This is a genomic window from Streptomyces odonnellii (assembly GCF_000981895.1).
GTDB classification, from domain to species: domain Bacteria; phylum Actinomycetota; class Actinomycetes; order Streptomycetales; family Streptomycetaceae; genus Streptomyces; species Streptomyces odonnellii.
Map to the genome: position 1 here is coordinate 1 of NZ_LATD01000087.1, position 14,379 is coordinate 14,379.

The window sequence follows — 14,379 nt, forward strand, 5'->3', positions numbered from 1 at the left end:
GTACCCTCCTACGCGTATGTACGCCCGCAGCACTGATTCGTACACCCGCCGCACCGACCCGTACCGCCCCGTACCACCCCCGCACACACGACGGACGTGCCCACCGCCGGCGCACGACATGCCCGCCGCCGCGCCCCGTGCCGACCCTCCCGCGCGTCGCATAGCGCCCCCCGCCCTGCCCGTACGGCTAGGCTCGCGCCGACATCGCACCGCCGCTAACGGGAGAAAGCCACACCATGGCCAAGAAGCGCCCCCAGACGAAGGCCACCACGGCGCAGCTCAAGGACGGACCGATCCCGGTGGTGGGGGCCCGCGAACCCTGCCCGTGCGGTTCGGGCCGCCGCTACAAGGCCTGTCACGGCCGGGCCGCCGCGCACGCCGTGACCGAGCTGGTCCAGCGCCCCTTCGAGGGGCTCGCCGGTGAGTGCGACTGGGTCGCGATGCGCGAGCTGGTGCCCGCCGCGACCGCCGGGCTGACCCTCAAGGACGGGCTCCCCGAGGGCGTGCCGTCCGTGACGCTAGCGACCGTACTGCCCATGGCCTGGCCCGCGCTGCGCCGCGACGACGGCTCCGTACTGCTCGCGCTCCAGAACGACACCTCGTCCGGCGATCTCAGCCGCGATCTCGCCGATACGCTCCGGCGTGCGCTGACCGCCGAGCCCGGCAATCCGGTGGCCGCGCAGCGGGTGCCCGCCGACGGCCCGCGGCTCCAGGACCTGCTCGACCCCGAAGCCCCCTTCAAGCCCGTCGTCCACGCCGGGTTCGAATTCTGGGTGCCGGACGCGGAGAACGCCTCGGCCGAGGTCAACGCCTCGCTGGAGCGCGCCAACGCCGCCGCGATTCCGACCGTACTGCTCTCGGGCAGCGACGCCGCCTACTGGTGCGAGACCCCGGAGAAGAACCATCTGCGCTGGGTGATGCCGTACGCCGAGGAGCCGCTGCTGGACGCGCTGGCCCGGCTGCACGCCGCGGGTACGTCGAGCCTCGGCGAGGGGACCCGGCTGGTCGGTTCCTTCCGGGCGCACGGGCTGACCGTACCGGTGTGGGACCTGCCCAGCGCGATGGGTGCCGAGGAGTGCGAGAAGCCGGCGGCGGAGTTCGCCGAGCGGCTGACGGCGGCTCTCGGCGTCAATGCGCCATTGACGGCGGACGAGCGCCGTGCGCGCGGCGGTCTCACCAACCGCCAGGTGACCCTGAGCTGACTCATCGCGGCGGCGCGGGGCCGGCTCCCGGGGCTCGCGGCACGGGCGCCGGCCGCGTCGTCGCCGGACCACCGGGACGTCTTCGGGACCGCCGGAGCGTTCACGGACGGTATCCGTCGCCGGTTCCTCGGCCGCGTGAAGTTTCGCGCGGCCGGCTGGTGACACCTGTCACATCGGGCATCACACCTGCCTGTACCTGCCGGTAATTCATTGTCCGAATACACCGGATCGAATTTGCTAACTGCCGATCTCTTGTTACCGTTCTATAAGCCCGGTCGCTGGTGCATCCCCCGTCGCCAGCGATCGGGCGTCTGCGTTCCCGGATGCGATCGGTACGCCAACAGGCCGTAGCAGCCCACGAGTTGCTCCCCACCAGCGTCCCGCCCCGGTCGCGGCGGCCTGCGGGCGGCAGTTACGAGTTGCTCCCCACCCGCAGAAGCAAAGGCCCGATCTCCTCGCTGTCACCCCCGGTCCTGGGCGCTGCCTGGGCGGTCGAGGCGGCGAACTCCGCAATCGCGGTGTAGTCCGCCAGCTCCCCCAGCGAGGGCTCACGCGGCGTCTGACAGCTCGCCGCCCCGGCCGTCGCGGCGACCACGCACTGTGTCTGTACGGTACGTCCGTGCGGGCCCATCAGGCTGAGCGCGGCGACCAGTTCATCGCCGGACGCGTTGCGGTAGTGGGTACGCGCCCAAGTGTCGCGCCCCTCGCTCAGTACACATGTGCGCGCCTCGATCCCTTCCGGAGAGGCGACTTCAGGCCCACATCGCTCACCGGCGCGCACGACCGGGTCGTCGGACGAGGAGGACGTGGCGGCGGCATCCGTGGGCGTGGCGGACCCGTCAATTCCGGACAGGGACTGACGGCCCGGTCCCGGCTTCGCGTCGAGCGCTCCTGGCGCGGAACCTGTCCGGGATCCCTCGGCGGGTTTGACGGCTTCACCGGGCCGGGCAGGATCAGAGGACCCGGCGGTGGCGGCCACCGGCAGAAGTACGGCGAACACCGCGACGGCGGCGAACCCGATCGCGCGAAGATTCATGGTGGGCCACCTGCCACTGCCGGAGATCGCTGACGGTGGCCGAAGATACCCACGGCACGGGCTGTTGAGAGGCAGCGCGCGCACAGTGCCCGTACATGTCGGGGCGGCTCACACCCGTACGAGTGATGCGCGTAATGCAGTGGTACGAGCGACCGGCGCGTCGCCCGTGGGACGGCGTGCGCCCTTGGGACGGCATGCGCACGTGACCGCGCCGACCGCCGCCGGTGCGGCGGTCCGTACGCGATCCCGCGTCCCCGTTCGCTGTGCGCCGTTCTTCAGATGTCCGTACGCGACATGCCCGTACGCGTTATGCACGTACGCGTTATGCCGGTACCCGTTATGTCGACACGCGAGTTTTCGTGTCCCTGTGCTCAGTACGCGAGTCTGCTGCCGCCGTCCGGCGCGCTGGTGCTCGCTTCCACGAGCGCGTCCACGACCGCCTCCACATCCGGCAGCCAGGGCGCCGCCGAGCCCGCCAGCGGCCCGCGCTCCCAGCGGACCTGCCCGCCGGCCGCCTCGGAGGGCGGCAGTACGAGATAGCCGCCCTCGCCGTGGAACCGCAGCGAACTGGGCACCCAGGCCTTGGCGTAGAGCAGCTCGCCGAGCTGTTCGAGGGTGTACGGAGCCACCAGCAGCGACCAGCGCGTGGGCGTCGCGACGACAGGGCCGAGCCGGATCTCCATCCGGTCCAGCTCCGCCAGCGCCCGCGCGCCCGCGACGGCCGGCAGGCTCACCGCGCAGGGTGCGCTGCCGCCGGTGGCCAGCACGATCGGGGCCGTGGGCCGGTTCCGCCACCACCAGCGCACCATCCGCTCATCGGTGGTGGCGGCGAGCAGCCCCGGGTCGAAGGGGTGTGCGCCGGGTACGGCGCAGTCGAGGTCGGGGCAGGCGCAGCCGCGCCCGCGTGTCCCGCGTCCGCCGGCCGCCGTGAGTCCGGCGCCCGGGAGTACGGGCCATCTCCACGCGGTGGCGCAGAGGAGCGCCGTGTCGAGCTGGGCGGGCTCCTCCTTGCGCCGGAGCCGGAGCCTGCGTCGCCTTCCGAGGATCTCGCGCATGAGCGCTCGTTCCTTTCCGTTGAACGCCGAGGTCCACATGACACTGACACCATGTGTGTGCATCACTTCACCGTGCGTACCGCCGTGCGTATTTCATCGCGCACACATCGACATGTACCGCCACGCACCGCTGCATGGCCGCTCCGCACCTGAGGTACGGACAGACTTCTCCCGGCCTGCGGCGCGCCGCGCCGTTCCTGGGCCGAGGCCGGTCTGTCTTCGTCGAGCGTGTGGCGAGGGGTGGCGTGCGCATGGCGCCTACTGTGCCGCTCTGTCCCGCTGTACTTTTCTCGCCACTCCGGGGGATGAGGCTTGGCCTACGGCGGTTAAGACGCCCGGTACCGCCGCCAGGTTCCGGGGTGGTCCCAACTGCCCCTGTCCGTCACCGTTTACGTACCCATCACGTTCGGAATGACGCTCCACCGGGGTCGTACATGAACTCATCCCTGGAGGACCCCCTGTTGAACTCCCTCAGTCGATCGCAAAACCTGACCCGGGGGGTAATTTTTTTGCCAACTTGAACGTCTCAGGACACCGCCCGCCCGAGCAGGACAATGCTGGACATTACTCAAGTTGTACGTGTACATGTGGACACATAGGCAGTCGTGCGGAATGACCTAGGGGTTTGCGATGCTATGGAGTGAAACGCACCCGTCGGAAAGCCGACTGCCATGAGCGCTCCGAACATGCCGAAAGTGGCTGGAATCGATCCAACAGTTCCCGCCCCCGCGCACACTGCCCAGCCGCCGGCTGATCTTCCGGCCGCGCCCGGCGCGTTGATCCGGGACCGGCTGGCCGGCTGGGTCTCGGATCTGACCACGCTCCACGAGCTGACCGAACGCCTGGCCAGGACCGGTTCGCTGGAGGGCGCGCTCAAGGAGCTGCTGCGCGCCGGAGCCGCCCTCGTCGGTGCCCGCCGGGGGCTGGTCGTCTTCGAACCGGCCGACCGCCTGGGGCCCGCGACCACCCTTGGACTCGGACTGGCGCACGCGGATCTCGGCCATCTTGAGACCGTGCCGCGCCGTGTCTCCTCGTACGGCGGGCTCCTCGACGGGACCGCGCGGAGCGAACCGGTGGCGGCGCCCGATCTGTTCGGGGGCACGGATGTGGATCCGCGGCAGCGCGAGGTCGCGGTACGGCTCGGATACGGCGCGAGTTATGCCGTACCGCTCGTCGCCGGAACCGGGACCGGAACCGGTGCTGGTGCTGGTGCTGGCGGCGGTGGCGGTACGGGTGCCGGAGTCACGAGCAGCGGTCGTACCGGCGGCGTTTCCGGCCGACTGGGGGCCGTTGTCTGGTTGTACGACGAACCCGCCGAACCGGTGGAACGGCAGCGCCATCTCGTCGGTCTCTACGCCCGCTACGCGAGCGAGCATCTCGCGCGGCTGCTGGAGCTGGAGCGGGCCCGTACCCGCGTGGCCGCCATCGCCGAGGAACTGCTGCCCACCCGGCTCCCCCGGATCCCCGGTGTCCGGCTCGCCGCACGGCACCGCACCGGACCGTACGGCGGCGGCGACTGGTACGACGCGCTGCCGCTGCCCGAGGGCGCCGTGAGTCTGGCCGTGGGCTCCGTCAGCGGTTCCGGGCCCGGGGCGGTGGCCGCGATGGGACGGCTGCGCGCCTCGCTCCGCGCGTACGCCGTGATGGAGGGCGAGGATCCCGTCGCCGTACTCTCCGATCTGGAGCTGCTGCTGCGGCTGACCGAGCCCGCCCGTACGGCCACCGCGCTCTTCGCGTACGCCGAACCGGCCCAGGGCAAGATCGTGCTGGCGGGGGCCGGGCACGCGCCGCCGCTGATCGTCGGGGACCGGCGCGCGGAGTTCGTCGAGACGTCCCTGTCCGCGCCGCTCGGCATGCTCTCGTGCTGGGAGGCGCCCAGCGTGGAGCTGTGGCCCGGGTCCGGCGAAACGGTGCTGCTGTACACGGACGGGCTGTTGCGGCGTACCGGCGACCCCATGGACCGCGCCTTCGCGCGCCTGCACAGTGCGGCGGCGAGCGTGCCGGCATCGGTCCGGGAGGATCCGGGGGCGGTCGCCGACCATGTGCTGCGGACCGTGCTGCCGGGCGGGCACGAGACCGGGCGCGGCGAGCGCGCGGGCACGGGCGTGGGCACGGCGAAGGCCGAGGGCGCCGAGGATGTCGTGGTGCTCGCCGCCCGGTTCGACTGACGCGGCTGACCGCTTTCATCCGCTGCTGATCGATTCCTCACAGGCGCCCGGGGCCGTCTTTCCCTCGCACATACGATGGGGAAGATGACCCAGACCGATAGTCGTACAAGGAGAAGACGTGGCTGACGAGCTCCCCCAGGAGACCCCGGAACCGGCGACCCCGGAGACCGAGGAAGAGCCGATCAAGACCAGGAAGAACGGTTTGTACCCGGGCGTGTCCGACGAGCTCGCAGAGATCATGAAGTCCGGCTGGGCCGACACCGAGCTGCACGGCCTGGAGCCCGTCCCGCAGGCCGCCCACACCGCCGCGCGCCGCGCCGCGCTCTCGGCGCGCTTCCCCGGCGAGCGTCTGGTCATCCCCGCGGGCAACCTCAAGGTCCGCTCCAACGACACCGAGTACCCCTTCCGTGCCTCCACCGAGTACGCGTACCTCACCGGCGACCAGAGCGAGGACGGCGTCCTCGTACTGGAACCGAAGGACGGCGGGCATGACGCGACGGTCTATCTGCTGCCGCGCTCCAACCGCGAGAACGGCGAGTTCTGGCTCGACGGGCAGGGCGAGCTGTGGGTCGGCCGCCGGCACTCCCTCGCCGAGGCCGAACAGCTCCTGGGCATCCCCGCCAAGGACGTACGGAAGCTGGCCGCCGCTCTGAAGGAGGCCACGGGACCGGTCCGTACCGTGCGTGGACATGACGCCTCCATCGAGGCCGCGCTGACCGACAAGGTCACCGCGGAGCGCGACGAGGAACTGCGTGTTCATCTCTCCGAGGCGCGGGCAGTGAAGGACGACTTCGAGATCGGCGAGCTGCAGAAGGCCGTCGACTCCACCGTGCGCGGCTTCGAGGACGTCGTGAAGATCCTCGACAAGGCCGAGGCGACCAGCGAGCGCTATATCGAAGGAACCTTCTTCCTACGCGCCCGTGTCGAGGGCAACGACATCGGCTACGGCTCCATCTGCGCGGCGGGACCGCACGCCACCACCCTGCACTGGGTGCGCAACAACGGCGACGTACGCTCCGGGGACCTGCTGCTGCTCGACGCCGGAGTGGAGACACACACCCTCTACACGGCCGATGTCACCCGCACACTGCCCGTCAACGGCCGTTACAGCGAGCTGCAGCGGAAGATCTACGACGCGGTGTACGAATCCCAGGAAGCCGGTATCGCGGCGGTGAAGCCGGGGGCGAAGTACCGCGACTTCCATGACGCCTCGCAGCGCGTCCTCGCCGAGAAGCTCGTCGAGTGGGGGCTGCTAGAAGGGCCGGTCGAGAAGGTCCTGGAACTGGGCCTCCAGCGCCGCTGGACGCTGCACGGCACAGGTCACATGCTCGGCCTGGACGTGCACGACTGCGCGGCCGCCCGCAGGGAGGCGTACGTGGACGGCACGCTGGAGCCGGGAATGTGCCTCACTGTCGAGCCGGGGCTCTACTTCCAGGCCGATGATCTGACCGTTCCGGAGGAGTACCGCGGCATCGGGGTGCGGATCGAGGACGACATCCTCGTCACCGAGGACGGGAACCGGAACCTCTCGGCGGGGCTGCCGCGCCAGGCCGACGAGGTGGAGGCATGGATGGCGGGCCTCAAGCAGGCCTGACCGCCGGGATCCGCGGAGGGCGCGCTGCCCGGGTCACATGGCCCTGAGCAGGGCGTCCTCCCGCCATTTGAGGATCTTGTCGAAGCTGACCACCGCGCCGTGCCCGGGCCGGTTGCGGAAGTGCACATGATCGGCGAGCTGTTCGATCAGACCGAGCCCTCTGCCGTTCTCGGCCGTGGGGGCGGCCGCGGGACGGCGGAGCACCCGCCGGGCGGGGAAGCCGGGGCCCGAGTCGGCCACTTCGATACGGCATCTCTCACCGTCCAGATAGGCGGTGACGCGGTACGCCCCCGGCTCCTCGGCAGAAGATCCGTCCGCGCCGCGCCCGCTGTCGCCGGCGTCCGCGGTGCCCCAGCCGCTCCCGCCGTCGGCACCCGTGCCGCCGTGCTCGACGGCGTTCGCACAGGCTTCGGTGAGCGCGACCGACAGATCGAAGGAGACGTCCGGATCGACCCCCGCGGTCTCCATGGCGCCGAGCAGGAGATGACGGGCGAGTGGAACACTCGCGGCTTCGCGCCGCAAGTGGAGAGACCACCAGATGCTCATGCTCCAGCCTTTCTGGCTGTGGCTCGACATACCGATACGTATTGCCCCTCTTGGGGGGTCGTAAGCACGCGGTTGACGTGATAGCGCTCATTCGGCGGATGCGAACGCGGCGCATGGCGGTGTATGGGGGGCGCCGTGCGGAACGGGCGCGGACCGGTGCATGGGCGGTGTATCGGACAGAGGGCGACCTTATGGACCTGCCCTACGGCGCCCGGAACCGCGGTGCGATGATGGCCCGGCCATGTCTGCTCGTCTCGTACGTGCCGGAGCCGCTCCGCGGCTGCTGAGGGCCGCGGTGTTCACCGCGGTCTGTGTCGTGCTGTCGGCGACCGGGCATGTGCTGGCCGCCTGCGCGCCGGTCCCGTGGTGGACGCTGCTTCTCGGCTTCGTCGCCGTCTTCGCGGTCGCCGCCCCGCTGGCCGGACGTGTGCGTTCGACGGGGTCCATCGTGGTCGCCCTGACGGCTGGACAGCTCGGTCTGCACAGCCTGTTCGGCATCGGCCAGCGGCATCCCGTCGTACCGGCGGGCACCGACGACGCGCTGATCAGGCTGGCCGCGAAACTCGTCTGCGGAGCCGGTCCCGCCTCGCTCAGCGCTGTCGACGCACAGCGGATCGTGGTCAACGCAGGGCTCAACCCGGCGGGTTCGGGCGCCACAGCCGGTACGGGCGGTACGGGCTCAGATGTGATGGCGGGCGCTCATCAGCATATGGCGGGCATGGGCGTGCCCTCGGGCTCCGCTTCGGCTTCCGTACACGCCTCCGTCGAGGGGCTGCTGCCCTCCCTGCCCATGGTTCTCGCGCATCTGCTGGCCGCCCTCGCGACCGGCTGGCTGCTGCGCCGCGGGGATCTCGCGCTCGTACGGCTCACGCAGCTCTCGGCGCAGGGCATCGGCGAGGTGACGGACAGCGCGGCGCTGCGTGCCCTGCGCGCCGCCCTCGCGCTCGTACGGGCCCTGCGCGCCGGGCTGCCCGGCGCACCCGCTTCCGCCGTACGCGCCCCGCGCACCTCGTATCTCACTCCTCCGGTGACGTCCGGGGAGACACTCCAGCACTCGGTGATCAGGCGCGGGCCTCCCGCCGTTCTCGCTCTCGCAGCCTGACGCGACGCATTCCTCCCGTCCGTCCGTACGCCCCGGCATGTCCGTACGCCGTGGGTGCCGCCGGACCGGGTGATGCCGCGCCGCCGTCGCGCGTCCGCGCCGCGGCTCCGTCCGACCACCTCTTCATCACAACACCGTGGAGTGTTCCGTGTTCTCACCGTTCTCCGCCCCCTCCGGGTCCGCGGCCAAGAACCTCACGCGCCTCTCCGTCGCCGGCGGTATCGCGGCGACCGCTCTTCTGCTGCTGGCGGGCCCCGCCTCCGCGCATGTCAGCGTCCAGCCGCAGGGCGAGGCCGCCAAGGGCGGCTACGCCACGATCAACTTCAAGGTCCCGAACGAGCGGGACAACGCCTCCACCGTCAAGGTCGAGGTGAACTTCCCCACCGATCACCCGCTGGCGTCGGTGTCGCCGCAGGCGGTGCCCGGCTGGAAGATCGACGTCACCAAGAGCAAGCTGGCCAAGCCGCTGGAGATGCACGGCAATACGATCACCGAGGCTGTGTCCAAGGTCACCTGGACCGCGGACGGCGGCAAGATCGCACCGGGATATTTCCAGCAGTTCCCCCTCTCCGTCGGGCAGCTTCCCGAGGACGCCGACCAGTTGGTGTTCAAGGCGATCCAGACGTACGACAACAAGGAAGTCGTGCGCTGGATCGAGGAGCCCAAGGAAGGTGCGGCGGAGCCCGAGAACCCCGCGCCCGTCCTGAAGCTCAGCGCGGCCGGCGACGACGAGCACGGCGGGGCGGCCGACAAGCACGCCGCCGAGCCGGCCGCCGCCCAGGACGGCGCGAAGGCCGCGGACGCCACGACCGGGACGGCCTCCGCGGACAGCAGTGACACCACCGCCCGGGTCCTGGGCATCGTCGGAATCGTCGTCGGCATCGCCGGGGTGGCCTACGGCGTCCTGGCCGGCCGGCGCCGTACCACCGCCTGACCCGCCGCCATCGGCGCTGCCCGCCACGGCACTTGACGCACCGGGCAAGCGCCACGCTCCACCTATCCGAGGCACCCGGGGCACGCGAGGCCGGAACTTCCCGGCCCCGCGTGCCCGGTGCCCGTACTCCACAACCGGGAACTCTGCTCATGCGTAAGAAAACCCTGACCTCCGCCGCCGCTCTCGCGACGACGGCGGTCCTCGCCCTGACCGCCTGCGGCAGCGGCGACGACCCCGCGAAACCGCTCGCCGAGGTGTCCGTCCAGCAGACGGCCAAGGCGGCGACGGTGCTCGACCAGCCCTTCAAGAAGCCGGACCTCGTCCTCAAGGACACCAAGGGGCAGAGCTACGACTTCCGCGAGCGGACCAAGGGCAAGCCGACGCTGATCTACTTCGGCTACACCAACTGCCCGGACGTCTGCCCGCTGACGATGAGCAACATCGCCATCGCCAGAAAGTCGCTCCCCAAGGCCGACCAGGACAAGCTCCAAGTCGTCTTCGTCACCACCGACCCCGAACGCGACACCTCGGCGGAACTCGCCAAGTGGCTGCCCAGCGCCGGCGATCCCTCCTTCATCGGGCTCACCGGCGACTTCGCCACCATCCAGGCGGGCGCGCGCCAGATCGGGATCGGGATCGACCCGGCGACCAAGGAGAAGGACGGCAGCGTCGTCTCCATGCACGGCGCCCAGGTCATCGCCTTCTCGCCGAAGACCGACGCCGGCTATCTCCTCTACGGCGAGGACACCACCGCCGACGACTACGCCAAGGATCTGCCGAAGATCATCAGGGGTGAGACCCCGTGAACCGCCGCGCTCCGCTCGTACTCGCCGTCGGCCTCACCGCCGTGCTGGCGCTGGCCGGCTGTTCCTCCGGCTCGTCCGCATCCGCCTCCAACTCCGCTTCCGCGCAGGGGGGCTCGTCGGAGCGGCCCCAACTGTCCGTCAGCGGCGCCTATATGCCCGAGCCCGTCAGTGATCTCGCGGCCGGTTTCGTCGTCATCACCAACAAGGGCGGCACCCCCGACAAGCTCACCTCCGTCACCGGGGACCTCTCCGACGACATCACCATCCACAAGACCGAGAACCAGAAAATGATGGAGGTGACGTCCTTCGACATCCCGGCCGGCGGAAAGCTGGATCTCGAACGCGGCGGCAGCCACATCATGTTCATGGATCTCAAGCACCGCCCCCGGCAGGGGGAGAAGGTCCGTATCGAACTGCACTTCGAGAAGACCGACCCCATCACGGTCGAGCTTCCCGTGAAGGAGACCACGTACAACCCGGCCCAGCAGTGAGGGACTGAGACGCCATGACAGCCACCGCTCCGCGCTTCGGACACGCTCCCCTGATGCGACTGCTGCTCGTCACCACGGTGCTCTTCGGCACCGTCTTCACCGTGCTCTCCGGCACGGCGTCGGCGCATGCCGCACTGACCGGGAGCAGCCCCGAGGACGGGGCGGTGGTCGCCACCGCTCCCAAGGACATCACCCTCACCTTCTCCGAACAGGTCGCCATGGGCGACGACTCGATCCGCGTACTCGATCCGGACAGCAAGCGCGCCGACGCGGGGAAGATCCGCGATCTGGGCGCCGGGGGCACGGTCCGCTACGGAATCGGCCTGCGCCCCGGACTGCCCGACGGCACCTACACGGTCGCCTGGCAGGCCGTGTCCGCCGACAGCCATCCCGTCTCGGGCGCCTTCACCTTCTCCATCGGAGCGCCCTCCAAGACCACCGCCACGGTGCCTACCGAGGAGGTGGGCGGCGGACTCGTCGGCACCCTGTACGGCGCGGCGCGCTACGTCTCGTACGCCGGGTTCATCCTTCTTGTCGGCGGCGCCGCCTTCGTACTCGCCTGCTGGCAGCGCGGTGCGTCCGTACGGCCACTGCAACGGCTGGTCGTACAGGGCTGGCTCGCCCTGACCGCCGCGACACTCGTCCTGCTGCTCCTGCGCAACCCGTACACCGGCTCGGGCAAGCTGGGCGACGCCTTCGATCTCGACGGTCTCCAGGACGTCCTCGCCACCAAGACGGGAGCGGCGCTCGTCTCCCGGCTGCTGCTCCTCGGCGCGGCGGCGCTCTTTGTGGCCGTCCTCTTCGGCGCGTACGCGAAGAAGGTGGTGGCGGACGAGAGCGGGCAGCCGGACGGCGAGCAGCGGAACAGCGCGCAGCCGGACGGTGAGAAGCCGGACGTCGAGCTGTCTGAGCCGTCCGAGCTGTCCGACCTGTCCGAGCAGGACGGGCGACGGGAGAGCGAGGCGCGCAAGGAGAGGAAGGACCTCACCTTCGGGCTCAGCCTGGGCGGCACGGTCGTGGCCGCCGGGATCGCCGGAACCTGGGCACTCGCCGAGCACGCCTCGACCGGGATCCAGCCCGGTGTGGCGATGCCGGTGGACGTCCTGCACCTGCTGGCGGTGGCGGTCTGGCTGGGCGGCCTCACCGCACTGCTCGTCGCTCTCTACCAGGCGCCTTCGATGGAGAGCGCGGCGGTACGGCGCTTCTCGCGCATCGCCTTCCTCAGTGTCGTGGTGCTCGCCGCGACCGGGCTCTACCAGTCCTGGCGTCAGGTCGGATCGTGGTCGGCGCTCTGGGAAACGACATACGGGCAGCTCCTGTTGGTCAAGGTCGGACTGGTCGCTGTGCTGGTCGGAATCGCCTGGTTCTCACGGCGGTGGACAGGACGGCTGGGAGAGCCGGCCGAAACGGGCGAAGAAGGCGAGGTGGGCGAGGAAGCGGCGGCCGGGACACGCTCCGGATCCGAGACCGCCACTGTGACGGCTGTGGTCGATGACGGTGACAGTCGGAGAGCTACCCAGCTCGCCCGCCAGAAAGCCGCACTGGCGACCGCACGCCAAAAGCGGATCCGGGACGCCGATCCCGCGCGGACCGGGCTGCGCCGTTCCGTACTGGCCGAGGCCGGTGTCGCCGTGGTGCTGCTCGCCGTCACGACCGTACTGACCTCCACCGAGCCGGGCCGTACCGCCGAGCAGGAGGCCGGCCGGACCGGCTCCGCCGTGGCCCAGGCCCCTGCGGACCAGGGCCCCATCAGCATGAGCATGCCTTTCGACACCGGCGGCCCGAAGGGCAAGGGAACGATTCGGCTGACCCTGGATCCGGGCCATTCCGGTGGCAATGTCATGCACATCTATGTCGACGGGACCGACGGACAGCCCTTGGACGCACCCGAGGTGAAGGCCGCTTTCACTCTCGACGCCGAACGGATCGGACCGCTTCCGATCGTTCCCGACCGTTTCGCACCCGGACACTGGAGCGCGGACGGCGTACAGATCCCGATGCCCGGCGACTGGCGGCTCCAGGTGACCGTACGGACCTCCGACATCGACCAGACGACCGTCGACAAGAACGTGAAGATCGGCTGACCCATTGTGAGCAAGACCCGACACGACCACGACGACCGGACCGGCCAGAACGGCGGGCAGGGGGTGCGCGGCGGGCAGGGCCCGCACGGCTCCCGGAAATCCCCGGCTGCCCCGAAAACCCCGGCTTCCGCAGACACCTCGGCCTCCCCGGACGCCTCGGACACCCCGGCCGCCGTCGGCATCTCCCGGCGGCGGCTGCTCGGCACCGCGGGCGCCGCCGGGGCCACCGGGCTGGCGCTCGGCGCGGCGGCCGGAGCCGGTACGTACGCGGCGAGCCGCCCCGAGCCGGCGACGGCGCTGACCGCCCTCGGTTCGGCGGCCGTCCCCTTCCATGGCACGCACCAGCCCGGAATCACCACCCCGCCGCACGCCCGCGGCCATCTGATCGCCTTCGATCTGGCCCCCGGAGCCGGCCGCAAGGAGGCCGCCGCGCTGCTCCGCCGCTGGTCGGAGTCGGCGCGGGCGATGATGGCCGGCGAACCGGCGGCGAGCGGTGACACCGGAATCGCACTGGACGCCGGGCCTTCCTCCCTCACGGTGACCTTCGGCTTCGGCCGCACCTTCTTCGACCGTACGGGCCTGACCAGCCAGCGCCCCGCTGCCCTGGACCCACTGCCCGCCTTCTCCTCCGACCATCTCGACGCGGGGCGGAGCGAGGGAGATATCTGGGTCCAGATCGGCTCCGACGACGCGCTGGTCGCCTTTCATGCCCTCCGTACGCTCCAGAAGGACGCGGGCGTGGCGGCGCGGGTGCGCTGGCAGATGAACGGGTTCAACCGTTCGCCCGGCGCGACCCCGCACCCGATGACCAGCCGCAATCTGATGGGCCAGGTCGACGGGACGGGCAATCCGAAGCCGTCCGAGCCGGACTTCGAACAGCGGATCTTCGTCCCGGCGGCCCCGCCGTCCGGCACCCCGGCCTGGATGGCGGGCGGCTCGTACGCGGTCGTACGGCGCATCCGGATGCTCCTCGACGACTGGGAGAAGCTCCCGCTCGCCAAACAGGAACAGGTCATCGGCCGCCGCAAGTCCGACGGCGCGCCGCTCACGGGCGGTACGGAGACGACCGAGCCGGATCTCGACCGGCTCGGAGCCGACGGCAAGCCGGTCATACCGGCGAACGCGCATGCCCGGATCTCCGCACCGGAGGCGAACGGCGGGGCCGCGATGCTGCGCCGCCCGTTCTCGTTCCATGACGGAATCGGGGCGGACGGGACCCCTGACGCCGGACTGCTCTTCGTCTGCTGGCAGGCGGATCCGCTCAAGGGGTTCGTACCGGTGCAGCGCAAGCTCGACCGGGGGGACGCGCTCTCGGCGTTCATCCGCCACGAGGCGAGCGGGCTGTTCGCGGTGCCGGGGGG

Annotated in this window: 12 protein-coding genes; 9 read left to right on the forward strand and 3 right to left on the reverse strand. The window is 70.7% G+C overall.

Annotated elements, in window-relative coordinates; all coding sequences use genetic code 11:
• The first annotated feature begins 236 nt into the window (after positions 1 to 236).
• On the forward strand, positions 237 to 1,202 hold the full coding sequence (locus WH07_RS09945) for a DUF5926 family protein (RefSeq protein ID WP_046498171.1): 966 nt from the start codon (positions 237 to 239) through the stop codon (positions 1,200 to 1,202).
• A gap of 412 nt (positions 1,203 to 1,614) precedes the next feature.
• On the opposite strand, the gene WH07_RS09950 is transcribed toward WH07_RS09945, so the two are convergent.
• The gene (locus WH07_RS09950; protein ID WP_046498174.1) at positions 1,615 to 2,238 is read right to left on the reverse strand and encodes a hypothetical protein; all 624 of its coding nucleotides are present in this window, start codon (positions 2,236 to 2,238) and stop codon (positions 1,615 to 1,617) included.
• 371 nt (positions 2,239 to 2,609) lie between these two features.
• Positions 2,610 to 3,293, reverse strand: a complete 684-nt coding sequence (locus WH07_RS09955; protein ID WP_046498196.1) for a bifunctional DNA primase/polymerase — start codon at positions 3,291 to 3,293, stop codon at positions 2,610 to 2,612.
• Between the two features lie 671 nt (positions 3,294 to 3,964).
• Between WH07_RS09955 and WH07_RS09960 the strand changes: the two genes are divergently transcribed.
• Positions 3,965 to 5,461 (forward strand): PP2C family protein-serine/threonine phosphatase, encoded by a 1,497-nt coding sequence (locus WH07_RS09960; protein ID WP_079023108.1) that lies wholly within the window; start codon positions 3,965 to 3,967, stop codon positions 5,459 to 5,461.
• A gap of 118 nt (positions 5,462 to 5,579) precedes the next feature.
• Complete coding sequence (locus WH07_RS09965) at positions 5,580 to 7,055, forward strand: aminopeptidase P family protein (RefSeq protein WP_046498179.1); 1,476 nt, start codon at positions 5,580 to 5,582, stop codon at positions 7,053 to 7,055.
• A 33-nt stretch (positions 7,056 to 7,088) separates the two neighbouring features.
• On the opposite strand, the gene WH07_RS09970 is transcribed toward WH07_RS09965, so the two are convergent.
• Positions 7,089 to 7,601: an ATP-binding protein gene (locus WH07_RS09970; RefSeq protein ID WP_046498181.1), complete on the reverse strand. Its 513-nt coding sequence runs from the start codon at positions 7,599 to 7,601 to the stop codon at positions 7,089 to 7,091.
• A gap of 241 nt (positions 7,602 to 7,842) precedes the next feature.
• Here WH07_RS09970 and WH07_RS09975 point away from each other — a divergent pair, with 241 nt between their 5' ends.
• From WH07_RS09975 to efeB, 6 genes are all read left to right on the forward strand, one after another.
• Positions 7,843 to 8,703, forward strand: a complete 861-nt coding sequence (locus tag WH07_RS09975) for a hypothetical protein (protein WP_046498183.1) — start codon at positions 7,843 to 7,845, stop codon at positions 8,701 to 8,703.
• Positions 8,704 to 8,851: 148 nt separating this feature from the next.
• Entirely contained in the window at positions 8,852 to 9,637 is a 786-nt protein-coding gene (locus WH07_RS09980; RefSeq protein WP_046498186.1) for a YcnI family protein, read from the forward strand.
• Between the two features lie 149 nt (positions 9,638 to 9,786).
• The gene (locus tag WH07_RS09985) at positions 9,787 to 10,443 is read left to right on the forward strand and encodes an SCO family protein (RefSeq protein WP_046498188.1); all 657 of its coding nucleotides are present in this window, start codon (positions 9,787 to 9,789) and stop codon (positions 10,441 to 10,443) included.
• On the forward strand, positions 10,440 to 10,934 hold the full coding sequence (locus WH07_RS09990; RefSeq protein ID WP_046498191.1) for a copper chaperone PCu(A)C: 495 nt from the start codon (positions 10,440 to 10,442) through the stop codon (positions 10,932 to 10,934). The genes WH07_RS09985 and WH07_RS09990 overlap by 4 nt, the downstream gene beginning before the upstream one ends.
• Before the next feature lie 14 nt (positions 10,935 to 10,948).
• Positions 10,949 to 13,018, forward strand: coding sequence for a copper resistance CopC/CopD family protein (locus WH07_RS09995; RefSeq protein ID WP_046498193.1), 2,070 nt, complete (start codon positions 10,949 to 10,951; stop codon positions 13,016 to 13,018).
• A gap of 180 nt (positions 13,019 to 13,198) precedes the next feature.
• A partial coding sequence (gene efeB, locus WH07_RS10000) for an iron uptake transporter deferrochelatase/peroxidase subunit (protein ID WP_046498199.1) occupies positions 13,199 to 14,379 on the forward strand: 1,181 nt, incomplete at its 3' end.

Coding starts and splice junctions, on each gene's coding strand:
- WH07_RS09945 (WP_046498171.1), top strand. CDS start 237: ATGGCCAAGAAGCGCCCCCAGACGAAGGCCACCACGGCGCAGCTCAAG.
- WH07_RS09950 (WP_046498174.1), bottom strand. CDS start 2,238: ATGAATCTTCGCGCGATCGGGTTCGCCGCCGTCGCGGTGTTCGCCGTA.
- WH07_RS09955 (WP_046498196.1), bottom strand. CDS start 3,293: ATGCGCGAGATCCTCGGAAGGCGACGCAGGCTCCGGCTCCGGCGCAAG.
- WH07_RS09960 (WP_079023108.1), top strand. CDS start 3,965: ATGAGCGCTCCGAACATGCCGAAAGTGGCTGGAATCGATCCAACAGTT.
- WH07_RS09970 (WP_046498181.1), bottom strand. CDS start 7,601: ATGAGCATCTGGTGGTCTCTCCACTTGCGGCGCGAAGCCGCGAGTGTT.
- WH07_RS09975 (WP_046498183.1), top strand. CDS start 7,843: ATGTCTGCTCGTCTCGTACGTGCCGGAGCCGCTCCGCGGCTGCTGAGG.
- WH07_RS09985 (WP_046498188.1), top strand. CDS start 9,787: ATGCGTAAGAAAACCCTGACCTCCGCCGCCGCTCTCGCGACGACGGCG.
- WH07_RS09995 (WP_046498193.1), top strand. CDS start 10,949: ATGACAGCCACCGCTCCGCGCTTCGGACACGCTCCCCTGATGCGACTG.